Annotated in this window: 22 protein-coding genes and 1 tRNA gene; 11 read left to right on the top strand and 12 right to left on the bottom strand. The window is 68.5% G+C overall.

The annotated features are described in order from the left end of the window. Nucleotides 1–111 precede the first annotated feature (111 nt). The 3 genes from IEW15_RS19880 to IEW15_RS19870 are packed head-to-tail and all read left to right on the top strand — an operon-like array spanning nt 112 to nt 2,353. A complete protein-coding gene (locus IEW15_RS19880) occupies nt 112–1,023 on the top strand; it encodes a sulfite exporter TauE/SafE family protein (protein WP_188581200.1) in 912 nt (303 codons plus the stop codon). Next, nucleotides 1,020–1,805 (top strand): TIGR02186 family protein, encoded by a 786-nt coding sequence (locus IEW15_RS19875; protein ID WP_229708355.1) that lies wholly within the window; start codon nt 1,020–1,022, stop codon nt 1,803–1,805. The genes IEW15_RS19880 and IEW15_RS19875 overlap by 4 nt, the downstream gene beginning before the upstream one ends. Nucleotides 1,806–1,822: 17 nt before the next feature. Beyond that, nucleotides 1,823–2,353, top strand: a complete 531-nt coding sequence (locus IEW15_RS19870) for a universal stress protein (protein WP_188581197.1) — start codon at nt 1,823–1,825, stop codon at nt 2,351–2,353. A 48-nt stretch (nt 2,354–2,401) separates the two neighbouring features. On the opposite strand, the gene IEW15_RS19865 is transcribed toward IEW15_RS19870, so the two are convergent. Next, nucleotides 2,402–3,346, bottom strand: coding sequence for a LysR family transcriptional regulator (locus IEW15_RS19865; protein ID WP_188581195.1), 945 nt, complete (start codon nt 3,344–3,346; stop codon nt 2,402–2,404). 162 nt (nt 3,347–3,508) lie between these two features. On the opposite strand from IEW15_RS19865, the gene IEW15_RS19860 reads away from it, so the two are divergent. Together IEW15_RS19860 and IEW15_RS19855 are read left to right on the top strand one after the other, a co-directional pair. Next, nucleotides 3,509–3,949 (top strand): DoxX family protein, encoded by a 441-nt coding sequence (locus IEW15_RS19860; RefSeq protein ID WP_188581193.1) that lies wholly within the window; start codon nt 3,509–3,511, stop codon nt 3,947–3,949. A 51-nt stretch (nt 3,950–4,000) separates the two neighbouring features. Next, complete coding sequence (locus IEW15_RS19855; protein WP_188581191.1) at nt 4,001–4,822, top strand: DODA-type extradiol aromatic ring-opening family dioxygenase; 822 nt, start codon at nt 4,001–4,003, stop codon at nt 4,820–4,822. Here the strand turns inward: IEW15_RS19855 and IEW15_RS19850 are convergent. After that, nucleotides 4,793–5,731, bottom strand: coding sequence for a hypothetical protein (locus IEW15_RS19850; protein WP_188581189.1), 939 nt, complete (start codon nt 5,729–5,731; stop codon nt 4,793–4,795). The two genes, IEW15_RS19855 and IEW15_RS19850, sit on opposite strands and share 30 nt — an antisense overlap. A 102-nt stretch (nt 5,732–5,833) precedes the next feature. Between IEW15_RS19850 and IEW15_RS19845 the strand changes: the two genes are divergently transcribed. Further along, nucleotides 5,834–6,793: a phosphoenolpyruvate carboxykinase (ATP) gene (locus IEW15_RS19845; protein WP_188581188.1), complete on the top strand. Its 960-nt coding sequence runs from the start codon at nt 5,834–5,836 to the stop codon at nt 6,791–6,793. A gap of 32 nt (nt 6,794–6,825) precedes the next feature. Here IEW15_RS19845 and IEW15_RS19840 read toward each other — a convergent pair whose 3' ends face one another. After that, nucleotides 6,826–8,145: an Hsp70 family protein gene (locus IEW15_RS19840; protein WP_188581186.1), complete on the bottom strand. Its 1,320-nt coding sequence runs from the start codon at nt 8,143–8,145 to the stop codon at nt 6,826–6,828. Between the two features lie 449 nt (nt 8,146–8,594). Between IEW15_RS19840 and IEW15_RS19835 the strand changes: the two genes are divergently transcribed. Further along, nucleotides 8,595–8,843 carry a DUF1272 domain-containing protein gene (locus IEW15_RS19835; RefSeq protein WP_188581184.1) on the top strand — a complete coding sequence of 83 codons (249 nt, stop codon included), beginning with the start codon at nt 8,595–8,597 and terminating at the stop codon, nt 8,841–8,843. 67 nt (nt 8,844–8,910) lie between these two features. Here IEW15_RS19835 and IEW15_RS19830 read toward each other — a convergent pair whose 3' ends face one another. The 3 genes from IEW15_RS19830 to IEW15_RS19820 all read right to left on the bottom strand — a co-directional run bounded on the left by IEW15_RS19830 (nt 8,911) and on the right by IEW15_RS19820 (nt 11,688). Next, entirely contained in the window at nt 8,911–10,293 is a 1,383-nt protein-coding gene (locus tag IEW15_RS19830) for a ferredoxin reductase family protein (protein WP_188581182.1), read from the bottom strand. A gap of 228 nt (nt 10,294–10,521) precedes the next feature. Beyond that, a tRNA-Ser gene (locus tag IEW15_RS19825) sits at nt 10,522–10,611 on the bottom strand. A gap of 72 nt (nt 10,612–10,683) precedes the next feature. Continuing rightward, nucleotides 10,684–11,688: a helix-turn-helix transcriptional regulator gene (locus IEW15_RS19820; RefSeq protein WP_188581180.1), complete on the bottom strand. Its 1,005-nt coding sequence runs from the start codon at nt 11,686–11,688 to the stop codon at nt 10,684–10,686. Between the two features lie 161 nt (nt 11,689–11,849). Between IEW15_RS19820 and IEW15_RS19815 the strand changes: the two genes are divergently transcribed. From IEW15_RS19815 to IEW15_RS19800, 4 genes are read left to right on the top strand one after another with little or no spacing between them, the layout of a single operon-like run. Then, a complete protein-coding gene (locus IEW15_RS19815; RefSeq protein ID WP_188581178.1) occupies nt 11,850–14,015 on the top strand; it encodes a TonB-dependent receptor in 2,166 nt (721 codons plus the stop codon). A gap of 28 nt (nt 14,016–14,043) precedes the next feature. Beyond that, the gene (locus tag IEW15_RS19810) at nt 14,044–15,321 is read left to right on the top strand and encodes an MFS transporter (protein ID WP_188581176.1); all 1,278 of its coding nucleotides are present in this window, start codon (nt 14,044–14,046) and stop codon (nt 15,319–15,321) included. After that, nucleotides 15,318–17,072 carry an ABC transporter ATP-binding protein gene (locus IEW15_RS19805; protein WP_188581173.1) on the top strand — a complete coding sequence of 585 codons (1,755 nt, stop codon included), beginning with the start codon at nt 15,318–15,320 and terminating at the stop codon, nt 17,070–17,072. Before IEW15_RS19810 ends, IEW15_RS19805 begins: the two co-directional genes overlap by 4 nt. After that, entirely contained in the window at nt 17,069–18,859 is a 1,791-nt protein-coding gene (locus IEW15_RS19800; protein WP_188581171.1) for an ABC transporter ATP-binding protein, read from the top strand. Before IEW15_RS19805 ends, IEW15_RS19800 begins: the two co-directional genes overlap by 4 nt. A 113-nt stretch (nt 18,860–18,972) precedes the next feature. On the opposite strand, the gene IEW15_RS19795 is transcribed toward IEW15_RS19800, so the two are convergent. The 6 genes from IEW15_RS19795 to IEW15_RS19770 all read right to left on the bottom strand — a co-directional run bounded on the left by IEW15_RS19795 (nt 18,973) and on the right by IEW15_RS19770 (nt 24,636). After that, nucleotides 18,973–19,746 carry a succinate dehydrogenase iron-sulfur subunit gene (locus IEW15_RS19795; RefSeq protein ID WP_188581169.1) on the bottom strand — a complete coding sequence of 258 codons (774 nt, stop codon included), beginning with the start codon at nt 19,744–19,746 and terminating at the stop codon, nt 18,973–18,975. Between the two features lie 46 nt (nt 19,747–19,792). Further along, the gene (gene sdhA / locus IEW15_RS19790; protein ID WP_188581168.1) at nt 19,793–21,583 is read right to left on the bottom strand and encodes a succinate dehydrogenase flavoprotein subunit; all 1,791 of its coding nucleotides are present in this window, start codon (nt 21,581–21,583) and stop codon (nt 19,793–19,795) included. Between the two features lie 5 nt (nt 21,584–21,588). Continuing rightward, the gene (gene sdhD / locus IEW15_RS19785) at nt 21,589–21,969 is read right to left on the bottom strand and encodes a succinate dehydrogenase, hydrophobic membrane anchor protein (RefSeq protein ID WP_188581167.1); all 381 of its coding nucleotides are present in this window, start codon (nt 21,967–21,969) and stop codon (nt 21,589–21,591) included. Nucleotides 21,970–22,069: 100 nt separating this feature from the next. Beyond that, nucleotides 22,070–22,456, bottom strand: a complete 387-nt coding sequence (gene sdhC / locus IEW15_RS19780) for a succinate dehydrogenase, cytochrome b556 subunit (protein ID WP_188581165.1) — start codon at nt 22,454–22,456, stop codon at nt 22,070–22,072. A 227-nt stretch (nt 22,457–22,683) separates the two neighbouring features. Next, a complete protein-coding gene (locus IEW15_RS19775; RefSeq protein ID WP_188581163.1) occupies nt 22,684–23,751 on the bottom strand; it encodes a MaoC family dehydratase in 1,068 nt (355 codons plus the stop codon). 12 nt (nt 23,752–23,763) lie between these two features. Beyond that, a complete protein-coding gene (locus tag IEW15_RS19770) occupies nt 23,764–24,636 on the bottom strand; it encodes an HpcH/HpaI aldolase/citrate lyase family protein (protein WP_188581161.1) in 873 nt (290 codons plus the stop codon). Nucleotides 24,637–24,874: the final 238 nt, after the last annotated feature.

Raw genomic sequence — 24,874 nt, 5'->3', positions numbered from 1 at the left:
CACCGAACCGCTGCTTTGCTGCCGGCTGCGGGTTGAAACCGTCACCGGCCCGGATCACAATGGTCCGGGCCGGCGGCATATGATGCCGGCCTCTTCCGCTGACGGACCCCGATGCAGATCTATCTTCCCATCGCCGAGCTGTCGATCGATGCGATCGCGATCCTGTTGATGGGGCTGGGCGTGGGGTTCCTGTCGGGGCTTGTCGGCGTTGGCGGCGGGTTTCTGATGACGCCGCTGCTGATGTTCGTGGGCGTGCCGCCGCCGGTGGCGGTGGCGACCGGCGCCAATCAGGTGGTCGCGGCCTCGGTGTCGGGGCTGCTGGCGCATTGGCGGCGCGGCACGGTGGATGTCCGGATGGGCGGGGTGCTGCTCGCCGGCGGCCTGGTCGGGTCGGGCATCGGTATTTTCATCTTTCAGTGGCTGCAATCGATCGGCCAGATCGATCTGGTGATCGGCGTGTCCTATGTGCTGTTCCTGGGCACGATCGGCGTGCTGATGGGGATCGAGTCGGTGCGCAGCCTGCTGATGCGCAATCAGCCGGCCAAGAAGCGCCACCAGCACAACTGGATGCACGGGCTGCCGTTCAAGCTCCGTTTCCGCAAGTCCAAGCTGTATATCTCGGCGCTGCTGCCGCTGGCCCTGGGCTTCGGGGTCGGCATCCTGACCGCCATTCTGGGTGTTGGCGGCGGCTTCGTGATGATCCCGGCGATGATCTATATTCTGGGCATGCCGACGCTGGTGGTGGTGGGAACCTCGCTGTTCCAGATCATGTTCGTCACCATGAATGTCACGATCATGCATGCGGTGACGACCGAAGCCGTGGATCTGGTGCTGGCGGCGATATTGGTGGTGGGCAGCGTGATCGGCGCGCAGGTCGGTTCGCGCCTGACCACGCGCCTGCGCGGAGAGCACCTGCGCGGGTTGCTGGCGGCGGTGGTGGTGCTGACCGCAATCAAGATCGGCGCGGATCTGGTGATCCGGCCCGATGAGTTGTTCTCGGCCGTGGTGGTGGGCCCGGGATGATGCCGGCATCGGACCGCTTCGCCCGCCTGCCCGCGATCCTGGCCTTCGTGCTGGCACTGGCGGCCGCCCTGGCCGTGGCCCTGATCGGCCCCTTGCGCGCCCGCGCCCAGCCGCTGGTGGCCGATCTGTCCAGTCATCTGATCTCGATCACCTCCAGCTTCACCGGCACCGAATTGCTGCTGTTCGGCGCCACCGACGGGCCGGGCGAGGTGATCGTCGTGATCCGCGGGCCTGCCGAGACGGTCGACATCCGCCGCAAGGATCGTATCCTTGGCATGTGGATCAACGCCCAGAGCGTGCGGTTCTCGCAGGTGCCGGCCTTCTACTGGGTGGGGGCCAGCGCGCCGCTGGACCAGTTCACCAACGACCAGATGCTGAGCCGGCATCGCATCGGCCTGAACCGGCTGGACTTCCCCGGTGGTGGCGACGTCACGCCCGAGGATCGCATCACCTTTCGCGATGCGCTGATCCGCAACCGCCAGCAGGCCGGCGTGTTCGTACCCTCGATCCAGCCGATCTCGCGCCTGGGCGACCGGCTGTTCCGGGTGACGGTGTCGTTCCCGTCGAATGTGCCGACCGGCGCCTATCGGGCCGAGATCTTCCTGGTCCATGATGGGCGGGTGGTTTCAGCCCAGACCACTCCCCTGTTCGTGCGCAAGGACGGGCTTGGCGACAACATCGCGCGGCTGGCCCATGAACAGCCGTTCGGCTATGGCGTCGCGGCCGTGCTGATCGCGCTCGGCGCCGGCTGGGCCGCCGGCTTCGCCTTCCGCCGCTTCTGAAGGAGGCCCCTGATCCGATGTCTGACGATCCGTCGAATGGCGGCCCCGATGCCGGGCCACCACCATCTGCCGCGCCGCCCCGGCGCGCGCCGGTCAAGTTTCTGGTCTGTGTGGATGGCAGCGCCCACAGCCGTGTGGCGGTGCGCTATGCCTGCCGCCGCGCCCGCGCCCGCGGCGGACGCGTCACCCTGCTGACCGTGATCGAGCCGGCCGACCACCAGCACTGGATGTCGGTGGGCAATCTGATGGCGCAGGAACTGCGCGATCAGGCCGAACAGGTGCTGCAGGAAATCGCGGCCGAAGTGAACGCCTTTGCCGGGCTGCTCCCCGAATTGCTGGTGCGGGTGGGCCCGATCGGCGATGAAATCATGCGCCAGATGCGCGAGGACGCCGATATCGGCATGGTCGTGCTGGCCGCCCGCCCGCCGGCGGAAGGTCCGGGCAAGCTGGTGCGCTGGCTGGCAAGCCAACTCGCCGGCGATCTGCACGTGCCGCTGACCATCGTGCCCGGCAACCTGTCGGAAGACGATCTGCTGCGCCTGACCTGAGCCGGTCGGGTCCGACTGGCGGGCGGGCCGACCGGCTGATTTAGGCCGTCAGATCGTCCGCGCCAGACGGGTGATTTCGGCCCGCAGCCAGCGATGCGCGGGCAGGCCCTCGTCGCGGCGATGGAACATCAGCCCCAGCCGCGCCGGCTGGGGCGTCAGTTCCAGCGGCGGCCGATGGATGGTGAAGCCGCCGCGATGGGCGATGGCCCGCGCGGTGGGGCCAACCACCGTCAGCAGGGCGCCGGCACAGGCGGCCATCTCCGCGGCCCCCAGCAGGGTCGATGCCACCGCCAGCAGGCGGCGCTTGCGGCCATGTTCGGCGAGCGCCAGATCCATCACCCCCTCAGTACTGCCGGTGGCCGAGACCAGCACGTGATCGGCGCCGGCATAGCCGTCGAGCGTGATCACCGGCAGAGTGTCGCCGTCATCGACCACGGTCTCGATCGCCAGCCCGGCCGGCACCAGGGTCAGCAGCGGGTCGCGCCGCAGATAGATCCGGGTGATCCGCGGCGGCGGTTCGGGCAGCATGCCCAGCGCCAGCCAGATCGTGCCGTCATCGAGGGCGGTTGCGGCATCGCGCCGGTCGATATGGTGGAAGCGCGGCGCCAGACCGGGTGCTGCGCGCGCCAGATGACGCACGATCGCCGGCCCCAGCACCAGTTCGGCGATCTCGGTCACCCCGATGCCGACCTCGGCGGTGACCGTGCACGGGTCGAAGGGTGCGGCAGGGGTCAGTGCTGCGCGCATCTGGCCAAGGGCCGACGAGATGGCCGGCCAGACCTCGATCGCCCGTGCGGTCGGCTCCACCCCGCGTGGGGTGCGCAGGAACAACTCGTCATCGAACAGCAGGCGCAGCCGGCGCAGCGCATTCGACGCCCCGGCCTGGGTGATGCCCAGCCGTTCGGCCGCCCGGCCCACCTGGCGTTCGGTCATCACCGCCGCGAACACCTTCAGCAGATTGAGGTCCATCGGGTCGGGATCGCCGGCATCCATGGCCATATCTCCGCTGTGGCTGATGTCACGATATTCCCACCAGCAATATCAATCGTTCAAGAGGGTGATTTGAGTTATGGGGCAGCCGATGGCAGCTTCAGGTCACACCCCGGGCGCCGGGGGCTGTTCCCGCCGCGCCAGATCGATCCCTGGAGGTTCGTCATGTCCCTGCTCACCGGTTCCAATGCGGCCCTGGCCGCGCTGATCCTGCGCCTCACCCTTGGCATCGCCGCCCTGGCCCACGGGTTGATGAAGGTCTTCGTCTTCACCCTGCCGGGCACGGTGCAGTATTTCGAAAGCATCGGCTATCCTGGCATCTTCGCCTATCTGACGGTGCTGGCCGAAGTGGTCGGCGGTCTGCTGTTGATTGCCGGTATCGGCACCCGACTGGTGGCGCTGGGTCAGATCCCGGTGCTGATCGGCGCCGCCCTGGTCCATGCCGGCAATGGCTGGGTGTTCTCCAGCCCGAATGGCGGCTGGGAGTTTCCGGTGATCTGGACAGCCGCCCTGGTGGTTCAGGCGCTGCTGGGTGATGGCGCGGCCGCCATTGGCCCGCGGCTTTATGGCCGCCTGTCCGCGCGCGGCACGGCGATCCGCGCCTGACCATCCATTCTCCTGTCCGTTCACATAAGCAGCCAGCCGGAGCCCCCGCCCATGACCCCGTCCGCCCCGTCCGTCAGCCGCCAACCGGTTCTGTTCGTGTCGCACGGGGCGCCCGACATGGTGCTGCGGTCAAGCCCTACCCGCGATTTCCTGTCGGGGCTGGCCGGCCTGCTGCCGGCCCCGCCACAGGCGGTGCTGGTGATCTCGGCGCATTGGCGGGCGCCGGTGGCAACCGTCGCCACCACCACGGCACCGGCCACGATTCACGACTTCTATGGCTTTCCCGAGGCGCTGTACCGGCTGCGCTATAGGGCGCCGGGGGCCCCCGCCCTGGCGGCCCGTGCCCGTGATCTGCTGCTGGGCGCCGGTCTTGCGGTGGCGGAGGATGCCGGGCGCGGGCTCGATCATGGCGCCTGGACGCCGTTGATGCTGGCCTGGTCCGGGGCGGATCTGCCGGTGGCGGCGCTGTCGCTGGTGCCGGGCGATGCCGCGGCGCATCTGGCGATCGGCCGGGCGTTGGCGCCCTTGTCCGATGATGGCGTGCTGATTCTGGCCAGCGGCAGCCTGACCCATGACCTGCGCGGCTTCTTTGCCCAGCGGGGGACCGGGGGTGCGGAAGCCGGCTATGTCGCGGCCTTTGCCGGCTGGGTGGATGGCGTGCTGGCGGATGGCGACGAGCGGGCGGGCAGCGATCCGACCGCCCTGGCCGACTGGTGGCGTCTGGCCCCGCATGCCGCCCGCAACCACCCGACCGACGAACATCTGATGCCGCTGATGGTGGCGGCCGGCGCCGGCGCGGGGCGCGTGCCCCGGCGGTTGCACAGCGCCGTCGAGGGCCGGGTGCTACGCCTCGACGCCTGGGGCTGGTTCTGAGACCGGGTCCGAAGCCGGTTGCAGCGTCGCCGGCAGCGTGGCGCGGTAATCGAACAGCGACAGGTCGAGCCCGTCCAGACGGCGGATCTGGGTGGGGGCGGCCGGCAGGTCGTAACGGGCGCGCATGCTGAGGTCACGACCGGCGAAGGTCAGCCGGCCGGTCGCCTCGATCCGCCGGTCCCGATCGCCGAAGGTGGAACTGCCGATCACCACCTCGTCGGCGCCGATCGACAGGCCGCGGGTGATCAGACTGTCGACCTGGATGATGATGCCCTGGCGATCGATCAGGAAGCCGCCCATCGAGCCATTGGCGATCAGCCGGCCATCTTCCAGCACCACCAGATCATGGCACATCACCCCCGGCAGGCCGAACCGCTCCACCGGCTGAAATCCGCTGTCGAGGCGCAGAACCTCCGACGGTCGGCCGGGTCTCGTGCCGGCATGGCTGAGCATGACCAGAAGGTCGCGGCCATCGCCGCCGATGCCGTTCATATGGACATAGGCCGGATCACCGGTATCGACCATGGCGATGCCGGCCGGGTGATGAACCGCGCGGGTGCTGAAATCCGGTGCGAACACGATCAGCGCCTGGCGATAGGTATCCACCACCACCAGCCGGCCGCGCACGAAATCGATCTGATGGCAGCCATTGTCCAGCCCTTGGGCCACCACCTCGACCGGCCCGCAGGCGGCGCTGACCGGGTCGATCGCCAGCCGCAGGATGCGGCCGCGACAGGTGGGGGCGTGCAGATCGCTGTCTTCCGACTCAAACAGCCAGACCATGCCGTCGCGGATGGTGGCGCCGAAGAAGATGCCGTCCATCACGCGGAGATATCCGCTCGGGCGGGCCAGATACAGCCCTTCGCGAGAGGCGACCAGATGGGTGAAGGGGGTGGTGGTGCCGCTCATCTCGCCTCGTCATCTGCCGGATAGGTGCCGCCCGCGCGTCGACAGCCATGGTCGCACATGTTAAGCCTTCGGGCGACCGGTGCGGGCAATGCGTGAGGACAGATGTATCGATACCGCCATGGCACGATCGTCATCGGCTCGGCCCTGCCTCTGCCAGATCTGATCAGCGATGCGGCCCTGATCGGCGACAGCGACTGCGATGTCTTCATCCATCCCGGTGCGGTGTCCGAGAGCCTGCCCGATGTGACGGTCGGCGGCCCGTTGTGGCAGGTGGCGCCCGATGGCGCCGGCGGCCTGCGGGTGCTGATCACCATTCGCGGGATCGCGCGTTTCCTTCTCACCGGCGGCCGCGAGGTGCTGGTGGAGGCGGGGCCGGCAGTGGCGGAGCGGCCCGACCGCCTGCTGACCTGGCTGTATGGCACGGTGTTCTCAGGGCTGCTGCTGCAACGCGGCACCCTGCCGCTGCATGTGGCATCGATCCGCACCCCCCATGGCCTGCTTGCCATCACCGGCCAGTCGGGTGCCGGCAAATCGACCCTGGCCGGTGCGCTTCTGTCGCGGGGCCACCGGCTGCTGGCCGATGATCTGCTGCAACTGGTCGATGGCGCGCGTCCCGACCGGCTGGGCAGCCGTGGCCCGCTGACCGGCCATGCCGGCGTGCCACGGCTGCGGCTGTCGGTGCCGGCGATAGCAGCCTTCGGTCTGGGCGACGCCCCCTGGCAGCCGGTGGAGGGCCGCGACAAGAGCGAAACCGCTCTGCCGCTGCCCGGCCGTGGCACACCCGACCGGGCGCCGGGCCAACTGGCGGCACTGGTGGTGCTGGCGCCGGGGGCGCCGGACAGCCCCGCGCGGCTCGACCGCCTGACCGGTATCGAGGCGATCCGCGCGGTGCAACTGGCACTCTATCGCCCCGGCCTGACCAATGCCATGATCGGCACCGCCGCCACCCGCACGATCTGCTTCCTGATCGCCGCCCGCCTGCCGATCTGGCGCCTGACCCGGCCAATGGGCCTGGAGCGCATCGACCAGGGCATCACCGCCCTGGCGCCGCTATTGGGTTGAGGTGGTGCTGACGGGGGGACGGTGGCCCGACCCTAAAGCGCCGCCACCCAGTCCTCGATGCGCGGTTCCTGGCCGATCAGGGCCAGGCCGTGGGCGATGGAGGTGAGTTCGCCGCCGGTGGCGATGCGCTCGGGGCCGAAGCGGCTGTCGAAGATGCGGCGGATCGCCGGGATCAGCGATGAGCCGCCGGTCAGGAACACCCGGTCGATCTGGTCGGGGGTGGTGCCGGCGCGGGCAAGGGCCGCGTCGACCGTGTCCTCGATCCGGGCGATGTCGGGGGCGATCCAGGCCTCGAAATCGGCGCGGGTCACCTCGGCGTCGATGGTGAGGCCCGGGGCCTTGAACTGGAAAGGGGCGGCGGGATCGGTTGAGAGCTGCCGCTTCAGCCGGCCGACCGCGTCATAGAGCGGATAGCCAAGCTCGCCTTCGATCACCGCGATCATCCGGCCGACCGCATCGGGGTCGAGTGCCGCCGCCTTCAGGCGGTGCAGGGCATCCATGGTCCGGGCATTGCGCATCAGCGCCAGCCGCGACCAGTCGCCGAAATCGGAAAAGAAGCTCAGCGGGATGTCGAGCACCTTGTCGAACGACCGGTAGCGGCCGCCTTTGCCCAGCATCGGCAGCACCAGATTGTCGAGGATGCGATAGTCGAACCGGTCGCCGGCGATGCCGACACCGGCCGAGCCCAGAGGGGTGCAGCGGCGCGCGGCCCCCGGTTCCGCCACCCGCACGATCGAGAAATCGCTGGTGCCGCCGCCGAAATCGGCGACCAGGATGGTCGCGGGCTCGGTCAGCCGTGATGCATAGCTGAAGGCGGCGCCCAGCGGCTCATAGACATAGTGGATTTCGGCGCCGACGCTCTGGAACATCCGGTCATAGCGCGTGCGCGCCAAGGCCGGATCAGGCCGGAAGCCGGCGAATTCCACCGGCACGCCGACAACGATCCGCGCGGGCATGCCGCTGCCCGCATCGCCGCCGAGGGCACCGCCGGCATGGGCGGCCATCCGCGCCAGGAACATGGCGCCCAGATCCTCGAAGCGATAGCGTTTGTCGAAGACGGTGGCATGTTCGAACAGATGGCTGGCGGCCACCGTCTTGAACGACTGGATGAAGCGGCTGTCCTGCGGGAAATCGAGATATTCGGCGATCGCCCAGGGCCCGGCCTCATGCGCCAGCCCGCCCTTGACCTCGTCGTCATGCCAGAAGCACAGCGCCGAGCGGAAGACGGCGCCGGTGGCCTTGTCGCCGCGGAACGCCACCAGTTCAGACACGCCCGACGCGCCCGCCCGCGCCACCACACTGTTGGTGGTGCCGAAATCGAGCCCCAGAACGCCGCCCGCGCGCTGTTGCATGCCCCGTCTCCCGCGAATGCCGGCCATCCCCCGGCGGTATGCCGCTGCCAACCATATGATTTCATTGAAATCAACGGGTTAATCAGAATTGAGGGACGCCGAGACTATGCGCGTGACGACGATTGTGCAAGCCGCACGTTGTGACAGCCTTGCCATGGGACGCGGGGGCCGCGCGGGTTGTGTCGCGCGGGCTGGTTGTCTCGCGCAATCGGGGCTGGACGAGAGACAACCCCGTTTGTCTCTCATAAACGAGAGGCAAAGCGGTTTGTCTCTCATATTTTCAGGAATCCGGTAGACAATGAGGGTTATGGTCGCGCCGCATCCGCCGAAAAGATGGCCTCACCGACCTTTCATCGGCGGCAGCGGACGGCGTATCGGTCGGAACATGCGCGATATGCGGTGATGCCGAGCCATGGACCCGCCTGAGATGCGAGGGGAGGCAATGCGTGATGCTGGAGATGAGGCCCGGTTGTGAATGCTGCGATCGCGACCTGCCGGCGGACGCGCCGGGGGCGATGATCTGCTCGTTCGAGTGCACCTTCTGCCAGGACTGCGCCGAGAGCCGGCTGGGTGGCCGGTGCCCGAATTGCGGCGGTGGACTGGTGGCGCGGCCACCCCGGCCGGCGGCGCTGCTGTCGCGGTTTCCGGCCGCAACGGCGCGGGTGGTGAAGCCAGAAGGCTGTTCTGCCAGTGCTTGATTCTGCCGACGTTTGATCCGGCGCGTCACGCGCATGGCGGACCCACCCCACGGAAAGCCGTGCCCGCCTATCTCATCTCGAACAGTTCCTGATGGAACCGCCGGGCCACGGGGAAGCCCCGGGCCTTGAAATCCCGCCGCAGCGCCTCGCCGAAGGCGGCGGGGCCGCAGAACCAGATCTCCGCCGCACGCCAGTCGGGCACCGCCGCCCGGATGCGCTCTCCCGTCAGCCGTCCGTCGCGGCTGTCGATCAGAACATGCAGTCGGATGCCTGCCGCCTCGGCATCGGCGGTCAGCTTGCCGATGGCCTCGGCGTCATGGTCGGCGGTCGGGTGGAACAGGTCGATCACCGGCCGGGGCCGGTCCGGCGCCGCCGCGCGTTGCAGCGCGATCGCCTTCATCCCGGCGATGAACGGCGTGATGCCGATGCCGCCGCCGATCCAGATCTGCCGGGGATGGCCGCCTGCAAGGTCGAAGCAGCCATAGGGCCCCTCGATCGTCACCGCCTGCCCGACCCGCAGCTTGTCGCGCAGGCGGCTGGTGTGGTCGCCCAGTGCCTTGGCAATGAAGCGGATGTGCCGGTCCTGATCATGCCGGCCCAGATCATGCCGGTCCTGATCGTTCCAAGCCGAGGCGATGGTATAGGGATGCGGGCCCTCGGACGGGTCCGAGGTGGCGAAGGCGAACTGGCCGGGCCGGTGACCGGGCCAGCCCTGTGGCACTGCGATCTCGATATCGAGCGCTGTCACGCCGGGATAATACTGAAGGGCTGCAATCCGGCCCTGGACCCGACGTCCGGCGCCGACGCGACGCAGCAGAACGATCACCGCCGCATAGCTGCCACCGGCGAGAAGACAGGCCATCACCAGCCCCACGGGCGACATCCAGTCGTCGAAGGCCATCAGCACGACCGCGTGGAACACCAGCAGCAGATAGACGACGGCGAGCAGGCGGTGGGTCTTGTAGAACAGTCGGTAGGGGACGGCCTTGATCAGCGCCAGCGCGATCAGCAGCACCGCGGCATAAAAGGCCCATTCGCCAATACCTTCCGCGGCGCCGCGCAAGGTCATGAACACCTGCTCGACCGGGTTCGCCAGCGGCGGTCTCTCGCCGCGTGCCGGCCGCCCGATCAGGCCCCAGCCGACCGCCCATTTCGGGCCCTTGCTCCACAGCCAGTGGATGATCGCCGCCACCAGCGCGGCGATGCCCAGCCATTTGTGCAGCCGATACATCTTGTCCAGCCCGCCCAGCCAGCGTTCGGGCCAGCGCGGCCGCAAGGCCAGAAGCATCGCCAGGCTCATCGCGGCCATCGCGAGCACGCCTGTAAACTGAACCAAGCTGGCCCGGCGCGCGAAGAAACCCGCCGGCTGGAAGATCTGTGGATGTCCGATCAGCCATAGCCCTGTCAGGGTGATCAACGCTCCCCAGAACGCGCGTCTGATCGTCTGCATCGTGTCGGCCGATCATTGTGCGGCATTGCCTTGTGCCACACGGTATGGCCGATGCCGGCCAGAGGCATTGACCCTGGTCAAGATCGGGGGCGGTCATCCGCCGCCGCAGTCATCCGCCCGCCGCACACGAAAACGGCCCGATACCGTAAGGCATCGGGCCGTTCGAAGTCGTGCTCGTCGCCTGTTACACCGGGTGTGGCAAGCACATCGGGGGTGGTCTCAGGCGAATGGCGGAGAGGGTGGGATTCGAACCCACGGTACGCTTGCACGCACAACGGTTTTCGAGACCGTCCCGATCGACCACTCTGGCACCTCTCCGCTCGGGACGGCGCGGACATTAGCCGAGATGTCATGACGGCGCAAGCACCGTCTGCATGCGGGCCATGGCCGTCAGCCGCGACGCTTCAGGGCCGAGGGGTTCACGCCGTATTGCTTGCGGAAGGCGGCGGCGAAATGGCTGGTGTTGGTATAGCCAAGCTCGACCGCGATCCGGGTGACGTTCTCGCCGCCGTCGAGCAGGCGGCGCCGGGCATCGGCCATGCGTTCCTGTTGGAACAGGCCATAGACGCTGGCGCCGAAAAGCTGGCGGAAGCCCCGTTCCAGCCGGGTCACGCTCATGCCGGTGGCGCGGGCGAGCGCCGGCAGCCCCGGTGGTTCCGACAGGTCGGCCAGCAGCAGATCGCGGGCCCGGCGCAGGCGCAGCCGGTCGCCCGATGACGAGGGCGGGGCGGCCGGAACCGCGCGGCGGGCGTCCAGAAACAAGCCGACCAGCGCCAGCCCCTGGGCGCGGAACCACAGTGGATGGCGGGTTGCCGATGGCCGGGCCGGCGTCCCGGTGCCGAGTGCCGCATCGCCGGCGGCCCGCAAGGCCCGGCCCAGGCCATGGGCGGTGTCGGCGAGATCGCGGCCACGGTGGCCGTCCAGGAAACAGCGTTCGGCCGTGAGCGCCCGGTCGAGCGCCGGATCGAGCATGCCGTCCCAGCTCCGCAGAATGTCGGGGCGGACCATCACGGTGACATTCTCAAGCGTGCCCCGCTGATGATAGCTGCCGTGATGGCCGCGGCCGAAGCTGATGCAGCCGGCATCGGCGCGGATGTCGTGGTCCCTCCGGCCATGGCCGTCGTGGAAGCAGCAGCGCGCGGCGCCGTCGAGCCGGCCGGTGAAGCTGAAATGCACCCGATTGCTGTCGTCGTGCAGCGCGAAACAGGTCTCGCGGTCGAACTGGCCGAACCAGTGCACCGCCTCCACCCCGTCTTCCAGCACCAGCCGGGTGACCTGCCAGTCAGCAGCGCCGGGCGTTGGGGCGCAGCCGGCAATCAGCCGCGACACCGGGATCTCGCCGGGTTGGGCGCCGGGCGGGGCGGTCGTGGCAGGGAACGGGTGTCTGGTGGCCATGGGCGTTCGATTCGGGTGGAGATGGACCGGATCCGGGCGGAAATGCGATTGCAACGCATTATCATCATGAAACACAGCGTGGTGCAATCGACACCGCCGCATGCATGCGGCCGCCAGCCGCCAGCCGCCAACCGCCAGCCGCCAATGCCGGGACGTATTCCATGATGACTGATCTGCCGCCGCGTCCGCCCCGGGGGGCGGGGCCGGCTTCCACCGCCATACCTCTTGCGGTTCTTGCCGCCCTTGCCGCCCTTGCGGTCGCGACTGTCCCGCTGGCCGGCCGCGCCGACGAGGCCGCCGCGACGGATGCCGCCGCCGCGACCGAACTGGCGCCGATGACCGTGACCGCGCGCCGGGCCGAGGAGGGCGCCAAGGATGTGCCCTTCGGTCTGACGGTGGTCTCAGGCGACGAGATCGAGGCGCGCCGCCTGAACACGATCGAGGACGTGTTGCGGGCGACACCGGGCGTGTCGGTCAATTCCTCGGGCGGGCCCAATCTGTACAATCTGTCGATCCGTGGCGTCGGCGCGCTCTATCAGATGAGCATGGACGACGCCTCGGTGGTGCTGAACATCGACGGCACCGCGCTGACCCCGCATTATTCCGGGCTGGGCACGCTGGATGTCGAGCGGGTCGAGGTGCTGAAAGGCCCGCAAGGCACGCTGTTCGGCGGCAATGGCGAGGCCGGGGCGATCAACATCACCACCCGCCGTCCGACCCGGCATCTGGAAGGGTATCTGCGCGGCGAGTACGGTCAGGAGAACCAGCGCCTGATCGAAGGCGCCGTCGGCGGGGCGCTGACCGAAAACCTGAGCGGCCGCATTGCCCTGCGCCATTCCGGATCGGATCTGTGGGTGGACAATCTGCGGACCGGAGACCCGTTGAGCGAGCCCACCGATCTGGCCTTTCGCGGCAGCCTGTTGTGGGAGGATTTCGACGGCACCAGCGTGCTTGCCACCGCCGAGCGCCAGCAGGTCAAGGCATTGACCAATCTTCTGGTGCTGATGCCCTATCGCGACCCGCCGGTCAACGATCTGACGCCGGGTCTGTTCGACGACAACGAGAAGACCATGGAGCGCTATGCGCTGGAGATCGGCCATGATTTTCAGGATGCCCGGCTCACCGCCACGACCTCGGTCGCCCGGGCCGATTTCACCGGGCTGGTCGCCTATGACCGGCTGATCCAGGCAGCCACCGGCCGGGGCGGCGAGTACTGGATCGTCGACACCTCCGAGGAAACCGTGCTGGCCCAGGACATCCGGCTGTCCTCGCTGCCGGATGCCGACATCTTCTGGGTTGCCGGCGTCAATCTGTACCATGCCGACCGGTCCTATGACACCCCGCGCAACACCTATGGCACCGGCAGTGCCTCAGAGCGCGATTTCACCACCCGTCGCTATGCCGTCTATGGCGAGGCGACGGTGCCGGTGGCGCCGCGCCTGAAGCTGACCGCCGGGCTGCGTCAGGCCTGGGAAGAGAAGACCTATGACGCCACCTATCGTGGCGGCGGCACGGCGGTGACCGATGCCCGCGACCTCAGCGACGCCTATACCACCGGCCGGCTTGGCCTGTCTTACGCGGTGACGCCCGAGACCACGATCTATGCCCTGGCCTCGCGTGGCTACAATCCCGGCGGGTTCAGCGATTATTCCACCCAGCCGGCCGACAGCGTGCCTTACAAGCCGGCGGTCAACCGCAGCATCGAGGCGGGGGTGAAGACCGAGAGCGCCGACCGCCGGTTCCAGGCCTCGGCCGCCCTGTTCTTCAACGACGTGAAGAACAACCATCTGCTGAGCTATGACCCTGCCACCTATGTGACCAACGCGGTCAATGCCGACACCCGCAGCCAGGGCGCCGAGATCGAGGCCAGTTGGCGGATCGGCGAGGAACTGACCCTGTCGGGCGGGCTCACCCTCATCGACACCGAGATCCGCACCAATCTGATCGGTCTTGGGGCGGGCGATGTCCGCGCCGGCAACCGGGTGCCCGACGTGCCGCGCTGGGCGGGTCGGTTCTCGGTCGCCTGGATCCACGATCTGCCGGTCCGGTTCGGCAACCTGCCCCAGCCGGCGCTGAATGTCCGTGCCGATTATACCCATGTCGGCGCGCGCACCGCCGATCCGCAGAACAGCTTCGACCTTGCCGCCTATGACGAGATCGATCTGCATCTGGGTGTGATGAGCGGCGGCGCCGAGGTCTATCTGTGGGGCGACAACCTGCTCGACGAGACCCGCGACCTCTATGGCTATTTCGCGGCCCCCGCCACCGCCTATGGCGCGCCGGCCCGTGGCCGCACGGTCGGCGTCGGCATGGCCTGGCAGTTCTGAGGGCGACATGATCCGGACCGATCCTGTCATGCCTGCCGCCGCACCCGCCGCCGTGCCCTCCGATCGTGTCGGCGGGCGCGTGCGGCTGTTGCTCGCCAGTCTCTACACCACTCAGACGCTGGCGCTGATGTTCTTCGTGGCGGCGCTGATCGCCATTCTCGCCGATGGCGGCGCCGATGCAGACCGGTTGACCCTGGTCTATATGCTGGGGCTGGTCTGGCCGCTCAAGCTGCTCTGGGCGCCGGTGATCGACCGCTGGCGGCTGGGACGCGCCGGGCATTACCGCGGCTGGGCCATGGTCTCGCAGACGGGCATGGTCGCGGTGCTGGTGGTGATGGCCGGCTTCGACCCGCTCGCCGATTTTCCCGTGGTCTATGGCCTGTGTCTGGCGCTCGCCCTGCTCTCGGCCACGCAGGATGTGGCGGCGGATGGGCTTGCCTGCCGGCTGCTGCCGCCGGGCGCGCGCGGCCCCGGCAATGCGCTGCAGATTTCGGGCGGGCTGCTCGGCACCATGCTCGGCGCCGGCGGCGTGCTGGTGCTCTATCCGTATCTGGGCTGGGTGGGGGCAATGGCCCTGCTTGCCGGCGTCACCGCCATCAGCCTGATCCAGCTTGCGCTGTTCCGCGAACCGGATGCCGCCCTGGTCGTGGCCGCCGGGCTGCCCTGGCGGGCGCGGCTGGCAAGGCTCAGTCGGGCAGGTGCGCGTGGCGGGGCGCTGGGCTGGGGTGTCCTGCTGCTGATCTGGCCGGTGGGGGCGGGGATGGCCTATGCCCTGATCATGCCGGCGCTGGTCGCGGCCGGCTGGCCGCTGGACCGGATCGGGCTGGTGGTCAATCTGGCGGGGCCGGTCGCGGGCATCGCCGGTGCCCTGCTGGCCGGAGGGCTCGCCACGCGCATGGGCCGGCGGCGGGCGCTGATCATGGCTGCCGCCGTCCAGCTTGCCGGCATCGCCGCGGTGGCGTTGCCGGTTGTGGGCACGGCCCCGGCCAGTGCGGCGGCGGTGGCGGTCTGCCTGTATTTCCTGCTCTACAATCCCGGTGCCACGGTGATGGCGATGGTGATGATGGACCGTGCCTCGGCCGCACGGCCGGCGACCGATTACAGCGTGCAGTCGACGCTGCATGCCGCGATGGGCATGGGGTCGATTTCCGCAGGGGCCGCGATCGCGGCGGCGGCGGGGCCGGTGGCGGCATTGTGGGTCGCGATTGCCGCCGGCCTGCTGGCCCTGCTTGGCAGTCTGGTGCTGTATCGCCAGGGTGGTGAGGCCGATCTGGTGGGTGACCAGCCGGTGGGCAGGCGGCGATGAGTGCCGCTCCCTGGCCGATCCTGGCGCCGGTGCGCGGCCGTATCGGCGTCGCCATGGCACTGTCGGGCCTGTCAGCGGTTTTGGCCTTGGCGTCGCTGGTGCTGATCGCGTCGGCGGTGGCGCGGCTGCTGGTCGTGACGGCCGCTGGTCCATGGTTGCTGATCGGGGGGGCAGCCGGCTGCACATTGGCGGCCATCGGGCTCAGGCTGGCGGCGTTCGGCCAGTCGCACCGGGCGGCCTTCCGGCTGGAACTGCTGTTGCGCCGGCGGCTGGCGGCCCATGTCGCCACCCTGCCGATGGGCCGGGTGCAGCAGGTCGGCGCGGCCGCGATCGCCAAGGTGATGCAGGATGACGTGAAGGCGCTGCATGTCTTCGTCGCCGACGCGACACCGCTCTATGCGCGCGCGGTGGTGATGCCGGCGGCGACGGCGGTGGTGCTGGCCGCGCTCGACTGGCGTCTCGCCGCGGCGGCGCTGGCGGTGGCGGCTGCCGGCATCGCGGTGATGGCGGTCGCCATGCGCGACGGCGGCGCGCTGATCCGCGCCTATCATGCCGCGCGGGAGCGGGTGTCGGCGGCGGTGATCGAGTTCGTGCAGGCCATGCCGGTGGTGCGCACATTCGACAGCGGCCATGCCAGTTTCGGCCGCTATCAGCGGGCGCTGGATGCCTATCTTGCGATGCTGGTGCTGTGGTATCGCCGCTCGGGGCTGGCGGCACGGGCCTCGCTCGCCATCCTAGCGCCGCTGCCGACGCTTGCCGCCCTGCTGGCCGTGGGCCTGTGGACGGGGGCGGGCGACGATCAGGGGCGGTGGCTCGCGGCCTTGCTGACCGGCACCGGCATGGCCGAGGCGATGATGCCGGCCATGGCGCTGCGCGACATGGTCGCCCGCGCCGGCCTCGCCGCCGCCCGCATCGCCGAGATAATGGCCGAGCCGGCCATGGCCGTCCCCGACCCCGCCAGTCAGGCGGTGCCGCAGGGGCTGGATCTGTGCTTCCAGAATGTGGGCTTCCGCTATGCCGCCGACGAGCCGCCGGTGATCGAGGATCTGAGCGTCACTATCCCCGCCGGCAGCGTCACCGCCCTGGTCGGCCCGTCGGGGGCCGGCAAGAGCACGATTGCAGCCCTGCTCTGCCGCTTCCACGACGTCACTGCCGGCCGGATCACCATTGGCGGCGTCGACCTGCGCGATCTGCCGCCCGACCGGCTGGCAGAACTGGTCGGCTTCGTGTTTCAGGACAGCTTTCTGTTCGCCGGCAGCATTGCCGACAACATCCGCCTGGGCCGGCCCGACGCGCCGATGACGGCGGTGATCGATGCCGCCCGCGCCGCCCGCGCCCATGAGTTCATCATCGGGCTGCCGCAGGGGTATGACACGCGGGCGGGCGATCGCGGCGTGTTCCTGTCAGGGGGGGAGCGGCAGCGGATCACCATCGCCCGTGCCCTGCTGCTCGACCGGCCGATCCTGGTGCTGGACGAGCCGACCGCCTTCGCCGATGCCGGGAATGAAGCCGCGCTGATGGCGGGGCTGGCAGCGCTGATGCATGACCGCACGGTGATCGTGGTGGCCCATCGCCTGTCGACCATCCGGGATGCCGACCGCATCCTGGTGCTCGATCATGGCCGGCTGGTCGAGGCCGGCAGCCATGAGGCCCTGCTGGATCGGAGCGGGCTCTATGCCCGGCTGTGGCGCGCCCATGAACGGGCGCGGGGTTGGACCATCGGCGGGCACCGCCACGGAGAAGCGGTATGACCAGACCCACCGGATCGGACGGGATCGGCAGCGGTGTGGTGCCGCTGCGGCACACGCTCGGCCGGCTGTTCGCGGCGATGGGGCCGCATGCCCCGGCCCTGCGCCGGGCGCTGGCCGGGCTGGTAGCTGCGGCGGCGGTTCAGGGGGCGGCGCTCGCCCTGCTGGCACCCCTGCTGCACGTGGCGCTGGGCGATGGCGGGGCCGGTGCGGCGGCACCCTGGTTTGCCGGGTTCTGCGGGTTGGCGGGGCTTGCCGCCGTGCTGCGCTGGCGGGCCCAGAGCTTCGATTACGATGGCGACATGGCCCGTGCCACCCATGATCTGCGCACCCGCCTGGGTGACCAGTTGCGCCGGATGCCGCTCGACCGGCTTCACGACCGGCGGTCGGGCGAGGTAAACGCCGCCCTGCTCGGCAATGTCGACGAGACCCTGCATTATGTGCTGACAGTGGCGAACCTGCTGGCTCAGGCCGTGGTGACGCCGGTCGTGGCGGCGGCGGGCCTTGCCTTTGCCGACTGGCCGGTGGCGCTGGCGCTGGCGGCGGTGTTTCCGCTGATCCTGGCCCTGACCCGCTGGCGGCGGCCGGGCCAGGGCGCCCAGATGGATCGTCTGGCCGATGCCCATGCCCGGACCAATGCCGATATCGTGGAGTATCTCCAGGGGCTGGCGGTGCTGCGCCAGGCGGGCCGTGCGGGCGCGCGGGCGGCGGCGCTCGATGACGGGTTCACCCGGCTGGAGGCAGTGCAGGTGGCGGATCATCACCGGGCCATGGCGCCGAACCTGACGGTCGCGACCGCGGTTGAACTGGCCCTGCTCGCCGTTGGCGGTTTCGGCATCTGGCGGGTCACCGCCGGGCTGCTCGATCCGGCGGTGCTGGCGGCGGTGCTGGTGGTGACCGTGCGCTTCGCCGAACCGCTGGCCACCGTCACCGCCTATACCGTGGTGATCGCTCTGATCGAGGCGGCACTGGTCCGGATCGAGGCGCTGATGGCGGTGCCGCCGCTGCCGGCACCGGAGCGGCCATTGCGGCCGGCGCGGTTCGATGTCCGCTTCGATGCGGTCACCTTCGCCTATGGTGGCGGCGGCCAAAGTGACCGCATGCATGCACCCGCGTTGCGTGCCGTCTGTGCGCATCTGCCCGAACGCAGCCTGACCGCCCTGGTCGGGCCATCGGGGGCCGGCAAGACCAGCATGGCGCGGCTGATCCAGCGTCATGGCGATGTGATGGCCGGGCGGGTTGCGATCGGCGGTGTCGATGTTCGCGACATCGCGCCCGATCATCTCGACAGCCTGGTGTCGGTCGTTTTCCAGACCGTTTATCTGTTCGACGATACGGTGCTGGCCAATATCCGCATGGGCCGGCCCGGCGCCGATGATGCGGCGGTGCTGGCCGCGGCCCGCGCCGCCCAGTGCGACGGCTTCATCGACCGTCTGCCCGCCGGCTGGCAGACCCGGCTTGGCGAGGGCGGCGCCCGGTTGTCGGGCGGAGAGCGCCAGCGCATCGCCATCGCCCGCGCGCTGCTCAAGGACGCACCGATCGTGATCCTGGACGAGCCGACCGCGGCGCTCGATACCGAGAGCGAGGTGGCGGTTCAGGCGGCGATCGACGCGCTGCTGCGCGACCGCACGGTCATCGTCATCGCCCACCGGCTGTCGACCATCGCCGGCGCCGACCAGATCCTGGTGCTGGAGGCAGGCCGGGTGGTGCAGCGGGGCCACCATGACACGCTTCTGGCGGTGCCGGGGCGCTATCGCGACCTGTGGCGGGCCTCGACCGGTCCCGACTGACCGGCTGCGACATCGCGCCAGAAAAAAACGGCCGGCCCTGTTTGCGGGGCCGGCCGTTTCATCTGTCGGTGGATATCGTCCGGCCTCAGCGGCGGACAACCATCCGTCCCGCCTCAGCGGCGGGCAATCATCATCTTCTTGATCTCGGCGATCGCCTTCGCCGGGTTCAGGCCCTTGGGGCAGGTCTTGGTGCAGTTCATGATCGTGTGGCAGCGATACAGCCGGAAGGGGTCTTCCAGGTTGTCGAGCCGGTCGCCGGCATCCTCGTCGCGGCTGTCGGCCAGCCAGCGATAGGCCTGAAGCAGAATGGCGGGGCCCAGATAGCGTTCCGGGTTCCACCAATAGCTGGGGCAACTGGTCGAGCAGCAGGCGCACAGAATGCACTCATACAGCCCGTCGAGCGCCTCGCGCTCTTCCGGGGTCTGGAGCCGTTCGCGCGCCGGTGCCGGGCTCTGGCTGCGCAGCCAGGGCTTGATCGACGCATATTGCGCATAGAAGTTGCTCATGTCGGGGACAAGATCCTTCACCACCTGCATATGGGGCAGGGGGTAGACCTTGACCTCGGCCTTCACGTCTTCCATCGGCTTCAGGCAGGCCAGCGTGTTCGTGCCGTCGATGTTCATCGCGCACGAGCCGCAGATGCCTTCACGGCATGACCGGCGGAAGGTCAGCGTGGGGTCGACTTCGTTTTTGATCTTGATCAGCGCGTCCAGAACCATCGGTCCGCAGTGATCCAGATCCACCTCATAGGTGTCCACCGACGGCGTCTCGCCGCTGTCGGGGTTCCAGCGATAGATCTTGAATACCTTGATGTTCTGGGCGCCGTCCGCCTTGTAGGTCTTGCCCTGGCGGATCTGCGAATTCTTGGGAAGGCGGAATTCAGCCATCGCTCGTCTCGTCCTCAGTCGCGGTGGGTCGATGAATGGCTGCGCGTCAGTAGACGCGTGCCTTCGGCGGGAACACCTCGACCTCGTTGGTCAGCGTCGTCATATGCACCGGGCGATAGTCGAAGGAGACCTCGCCGGCATCGGTGCAATATGCGACCGTGTGCTTCATCCAGTCCTTGTCGTCGCGGTCGGGATAATCCTCGCGGGCATGGGCGCCCCGGCTTTCCGGCCGGTTGGCGGCGCCGGCGATGGTGACCAGCGCCTGCCCCAGAAGATTGTCCAGTTCCAGCGTCTCGACCAGATCCGAGTTCCAGATCAGCGAGCGGTCGGTGACCCGGATATTGTCGCGTTGGTCATAGATCTTATGCATCTCGGCCAGGCCACCATCCAGCACCTCGCCGGTGCGGAACACCGCGCAGTTGTTCTGCATGGTGCGCTGCATCTCATCGCGCAGCTCGGCGGTCGAGACCGTGCCGTTGGCGTGACGCAGCTTGTCGAAGCGGGCGATCGCGCGCTCGGATGCGCTGGGGCCAAGCGCCTTGTGGCTCTGGCCGGGGGTGACGATCTCGGCGGCGCGGATCGCGGCCGCGCGGCCGAACACCACCAGATCGAGCAGCGAGTTCGAGCCCAGGCGGTTGGCGCCATGCACCGACACGCAGGCCGCCTCGCCGATCGCCATCAGACCGGGCACCACCGCATCGGGGTTGTCGCCGTCGGGGCGAACCACCTCGGTGCGGAAATTGGTCGGGATGCCGCCCATGTTGTAATGCACGGTCGGCAGCACCGGGATCGGCTCACGCGTCACATCCACCCCTGAGAACACCTTGGCGGTCTCGGCGATGCCCGGCAGGCGCTGGTGGATGATGTCGGGATCCAGATGTTCCAGATGCAGATGGATATGGTCGTTGCGCTTGCCGACGCCACGGCCCTCGCGGATCTCGATGGTCATGGCGCGGCTGACCACGTCGCGCGAGGCCAGATCCTTGGCCGACGGCGCATAGCGCTCCATGAAGCGCTCGCCGTTGGAATTGGTGAGATAGCCACCCTCGCCGCGCACGCCCTCAGTGATCAGGCAGCCGGCGCCATAGATGCCGGTCGGGTGGAACTGCACGAACTCCATGTCCTGCAAAGGCAGGCCGGCGCGCAGCACCATGGCATTGCCGTCGCCGGTGCAGGTATGGGCCGAGGTGCACGAGAAATAGGCCCGGCCATAACCGCCGGTGGCGATGACCACCAGATGCGAGCGGAAGCGGTGCAGGATGCCGGTGGCCAGATCCCAGCTCATCACGCCGCGGCAGGCGCCTTCGTCGTCCATGATCAGGTCGAGCGCGAAATGCTCGATGAAGAACTCGGCGTCGTTCTTCAGCGCCTGCTGATACAGGGTGTGCAGGATGGCGTGGCCGGTACGGTCGGCGGCGGCGCAGGTGCGCTGGGCGCGGCCCTCGCCGAAGCGGGTGGTCATGCCGCCGAACGGACGCTGATAGATCTTGCCTTCATCGGTGCGCGAGAACGGCACGCCGAAATGCTCAAGCTCGATGATCGCGGGGATCGCCTCGCGGCACATATATTCGATGGCGTCCTGGTCGCCCAGCCAGTCCGACCCCTTGACGGTGTCGTACATGTGCCAGCGCCAGTCATCCTCGCCCATGTTGCCAAGCGCCGCCGAGATGCCGCCCTGGGCCGCGACCGTGTGGCTGCGGGTGGGGAACACCTTGGTGATGCAGGCGGTCTTCAGCCCCTTGGCGGCCATGCCCATGGTGGCGCGCAGGCCGGCGCCGCCGGCGCCGACGACCACGATGTCGTATTCATGGTCGATGATCTTGTAAGCCGTGGTCATTGCGTTCAGCCTCCGAAGGCAAGCTTGAGCACGGAGACGACGCAGGCGAGGCCGACGATGATGACCGCGAAGGTCATGGCCGTCAGCGACGCGACCTTGACCGCCTCGTTGTGCACGTAATCCTCGATCACGACCTGAAGCCCGAGCTTGGCATGCCAGAACAGCGCCACCAGGAAGGCGATCATCAGCGCGGCCGAGACCGGCGACGACAGCCAGCCCACGATCTCCAGCCGTCCGGCGCCGAGATGGGCGATGATCGAAATCACGAACCACAAGGTCAGCGGCACCATGGCGGCGGCGGTCACCCGCTGCATCCACCAGTGATGAACACCTTCTTTCGCCGAACCCAGCCCGCGGGCGCGGGCAAGCGGATTGCGCAAGCTCATCTTGATCGTCCTCAAACCAGCCGCAGTATCTGCAGTCTTTTGTCACCCGGCAGCCATGCCCGTCATCCACGGGGTCCGGCGTGTCACGAACCTCGTGCGGTCAGACCGCGAGACCGATGATCCAGGCGATCAGCGTCAGCGCGACGGTGGCCACCAGCACGATGCGGCCCATCTTCTCCGCCGTCTTGATGTCGAAGCCGTGGCCGGTATCCCAGACCAGATGCCGGATGCCGTTCGCCAGGTGATAGAACAGGCACAGCGTCCAGCCGAACATCACCAGCATGCCGAACCACGAGCCGAAAAAGCCCTGCGCGGTTTCAAAGGCGCCGGCGCTGGTCGCGGCGGCAATCAGCCACCAGGCGAGCAACAGGGTGCCGACACTCAACACCACGCCAGTTGCGCGGTGCGAGATCGACATGAGCGCCGTCATAGGCAGGCGATAGACCTGCAAATGCGGCGAAAGCGGTCGGTTGTCGGTCTTGGCCATGGGCTTCTAGAACCTGCACTCCAGGGGCTCATCCTGGTCCGGCGGGGCCGCCGGCCAGGTGGCTCAACGTTTACGGCTTGAAAACGCACGCCTTTCGTCACGCCGTACTGAATAGGCCCAGCCGCCGCCCAAGTCAACGAAAGCCCGGCAAAAGCGGCGCCGGCCGGGGCATATCCCCCGATGCCGGTTACCGCCGCGCCGATTGTGGACCTGGGCCGCGGGCTGTCTCAGCCACGGCGTGGCATCAGCACGGTGTAATCTAGATCAAGAACCACATCGGACAGATATTTTCCGTCGGAATCTTTCAGCGGCCAGTCGGCGGCCGCCCGGTTCTTGACCGCAATAAGACGCAGTCTCAATGCACCCAGATCGCCGCGGCCGGGCATCGGCTCGGCCGACAGCACTTCCGACCAGGCATGGATGGTGTCGCCGGCGAAGGTGGGGTTGGCGTGGCTGCCGCCATTGATCGCGGCGATCCGGACCACATTGGCCAGACCGTTGAAGCTCAGCGCCCGCGCCATGCTGATGATGTGGCCGCCATAGATCAACCGCCGGCCGAAGCGGTTCTGCCCGGCTTCCATCTGGTTGAAATGGACCTTGGCAGTGTTCTGATACAGCCGGGTGGCCAGCATGTGCTCGGCCTCCTCGATCGTCATGCCGTCGACATGGTCGATCCGCTCGCCGGGCTGGTAATCCTCGAAGCAATGCGGCTCGCCCGACAGCGCCAGATCGAAACCGCGCGCGTCCAGGCCCTGCGGCACCACCAGATCGGCGGTGGCGACGGTGGCGGAGATGTCGGTGGGGGGGCAGTTATGGGTGGCGGCAATGTCGGTGCCGGGCGCGCGGCGGCGCACCATCACCCAGCGCACGTAATCCAGCACCATCTGCCCATGCTGGTTGGTGCCGGTGGACCGCACCCAGACCACGCCGGTCTGGCCGTTGGCATTGGGCTTCAGGCCGATGACGGTTGACGTGGTGGCCAGCGTATCGCCGGGAAACACCGGCACGCCGAAGCGGCCGCCGGCATAGCCCAGATTGGCGACCGCGTTCAGCGACACATCGGGCACGGTCTTGCCGAACACGATGTGGAACACCAGCAGATCGTCGATCGGCGCCTGGTCCAGCCCCAGGCCGCAGGCGAATTCCGCCGAGGAATTCACCGCGAAACGGGTGCCGTAGAGGGCGGTATACAGCGACTGGTCACCGGTGGTGACGGTGCGCGGGGTGGCATGGGTGATGGTCTCGCCGAGGGTGAAATCCTCGAAGAACCGGCCGGAATTGGTTTTCTGTGCCATCAGGCGCCGTCCTCAACCCAGGGCCTTGATCTGCTCGGCCATGTCGAGCATGCGCCGGGCAGCCACCACGTGCAGGTTCTCGACCAGCTTGCCGTTGACCACGACCACGCCCTTGCCCTCGGCCATCGCGGCGTCATAGGCGGCGATGATCTTGTGGGCCTGGGCCAGATCGTCCGCGCTGGGGCCGAAGGCCTCGTTGGCGGCGTCGAGCTGCTTGGGATGGATCAGGGTCTTGCCGTCCATGCCGAGCTCGGCGCCCTGGCGGCAGACCCGGGCGAAGCCCTCGGCATCGTCGAGGTCCAGATGCACGCCGTCCATGATCGCCAGATCGAAGGCGCGGCCGGCCAGGACGCACAGCGACAGGCTGGCGAGGAACGGCAGGCGTTCCGGCGTATGGGCGCAGTGCAGATCCTTGGCCAGATCCGACGTGCCCAGCACCAGCCCGGCCATGCGCGGGGTGGCGCCGGCCACCTCTTCGGCGCGCAGGATGGCAAGCGGGGTTTCCATCATCACCCACAGCTTCAGATCGTCGGGGGCGCCGGCATCGCGCAGCACCGCTTCGGCCTGCCGCACGCCCTCGGCGCCCTCGACCTTGGGGATCAGCACGCCGTCGGCGCCGCTTTTGGCGGCCGCGACCAGATCGGCATGGCCCCAGGGGGTGGTCAGCGCGTTCACCCGCATGATCAGCTCGCGATTGCCATAGCCGCCCTCGGCCAGTGCCGCGACGACATTGGTGCGCGCGGCCTCCTTGGCATCGGGGGCGCAGCTGTCCTCAAGATCCAGGATCAGCGCATCGGCGGCCAGGCTGCGGGCCTTGTCGAGCGCGCGGGTGTTGGCGCCCGGCATGTACAGCATACTGCGGCGGGGGCGATTGGTCTTGGCCATGACGAGACATCCGAAGCTTGAGGTGAGACGGCACCCGCGGTCCGGCAGGCGGATTGCCGCGCGCCCGACCAGAACGGTTCGCGCGGACTATAAACCAGCTTGCGGCATCGCGAAAGCATTGCGCCGGACCGTACCGCGGCGCAATAAAGTTGCTGATGAGCCTGTTGCAGAATGGGCTCCAACCCTGTCGATGTCCGCTTGCCCCCGCGCTGCGGGGCTGATTCCCTCGGGTGAGGTG

It is taken from the genome of Tistrella bauzanensis (assembly GCF_014636235.1).
Lineage (GTDB): Bacteria > Pseudomonadota > Alphaproteobacteria > Tistrellales > Tistrellaceae > Tistrella > Tistrella bauzanensis.
This window is presented reverse-complemented; position numbering and strand designations above follow the sequence as displayed.

Excerpts from the sequence above, each read along its gene's own strand:
- IEW15_RS19880 (WP_188581200.1), top strand. The coding sequence starts at position 112 with ATGCAGATCTATCTTCCCATCGCCGAGCTGTCGATCGATGCGATCGCG.
- IEW15_RS19875 (WP_229708355.1), top strand. The coding sequence starts at position 1,020 with ATGATGCCGGCATCGGACCGCTTCGCCCGCCTGCCCGCGATCCTGGCC.
- IEW15_RS19870 (WP_188581197.1), top strand. The coding sequence starts at position 1,823 with ATGTCTGACGATCCGTCGAATGGCGGCCCCGATGCCGGGCCACCACCA.
- IEW15_RS19865 (WP_188581195.1), bottom strand. The coding sequence starts at position 3,346 with ATGGATGCCGGCGATCCCGACCCGATGGACCTCAATCTGCTGAAGGTG.
- IEW15_RS19860 (WP_188581193.1), top strand. The coding sequence starts at position 3,509 with ATGTCCCTGCTCACCGGTTCCAATGCGGCCCTGGCCGCGCTGATCCTG.
- IEW15_RS19855 (WP_188581191.1), top strand. The coding sequence starts at position 4,001 with ATGACCCCGTCCGCCCCGTCCGTCAGCCGCCAACCGGTTCTGTTCGTG.
- IEW15_RS19850 (WP_188581189.1), bottom strand. The coding sequence starts at position 5,731 with ATGAGCGGCACCACCACCCCCTTCACCCATCTGGTCGCCTCTCGCGAA.
- IEW15_RS19845 (WP_188581188.1), top strand. The coding sequence starts at position 5,834 with ATGTATCGATACCGCCATGGCACGATCGTCATCGGCTCGGCCCTGCCT.
- IEW15_RS19840 (WP_188581186.1), bottom strand. The coding sequence starts at position 8,145 with ATGCAACAGCGCGCGGGCGGCGTTCTGGGGCTCGATTTCGGCACCACC.
- IEW15_RS19835 (WP_188581184.1), top strand. The coding sequence starts at position 8,595 with ATGCTGGAGATGAGGCCCGGTTGTGAATGCTGCGATCGCGACCTGCCG.
- IEW15_RS19830 (WP_188581182.1), bottom strand. The coding sequence starts at position 10,293 with ATGCAGACGATCAGACGCGCGTTCTGGGGAGCGTTGATCACCCTGACA.
- IEW15_RS19820 (WP_188581180.1), bottom strand. The coding sequence starts at position 11,688 with ATGGCCACCAGACACCCGTTCCCTGCCACGACCGCCCCGCCCGGCGCC.
- IEW15_RS19815 (WP_188581178.1), top strand. The coding sequence starts at position 11,850 with ATGATGACTGATCTGCCGCCGCGTCCGCCCCGGGGGGCGGGGCCGGCT.
- IEW15_RS19810 (WP_188581176.1), top strand. The coding sequence starts at position 14,044 with ATGCCTGCCGCCGCACCCGCCGCCGTGCCCTCCGATCGTGTCGGCGGG.
- IEW15_RS19805 (WP_188581173.1), top strand. The coding sequence starts at position 15,318 with ATGAGTGCCGCTCCCTGGCCGATCCTGGCGCCGGTGCGCGGCCGTATC.
- IEW15_RS19800 (WP_188581171.1), top strand. The coding sequence starts at position 17,069 with ATGACCAGACCCACCGGATCGGACGGGATCGGCAGCGGTGTGGTGCCG.
- IEW15_RS19795 (WP_188581169.1), bottom strand. The coding sequence starts at position 19,746 with ATGGCTGAATTCCGCCTTCCCAAGAATTCGCAGATCCGCCAGGGCAAG.
- sdhA (WP_188581168.1), bottom strand. The coding sequence starts at position 21,583 with ATGACCACGGCTTACAAGATCATCGACCATGAATACGACATCGTGGTC.
- sdhD (WP_188581167.1), bottom strand. The coding sequence starts at position 21,969 with ATGAGCTTGCGCAATCCGCTTGCCCGCGCCCGCGGGCTGGGTTCGGCG.
- sdhC (WP_188581165.1), bottom strand. The coding sequence starts at position 22,456 with ATGGCCAAGACCGACAACCGACCGCTTTCGCCGCATTTGCAGGTCTAT.
- IEW15_RS19775 (WP_188581163.1), bottom strand. The coding sequence starts at position 23,751 with ATGGCACAGAAAACCAATTCCGGCCGGTTCTTCGAGGATTTCACCCTC.
- IEW15_RS19770 (WP_188581161.1), bottom strand. The coding sequence starts at position 24,636 with ATGGCCAAGACCAATCGCCCCCGCCGCAGTATGCTGTACATGCCGGGC.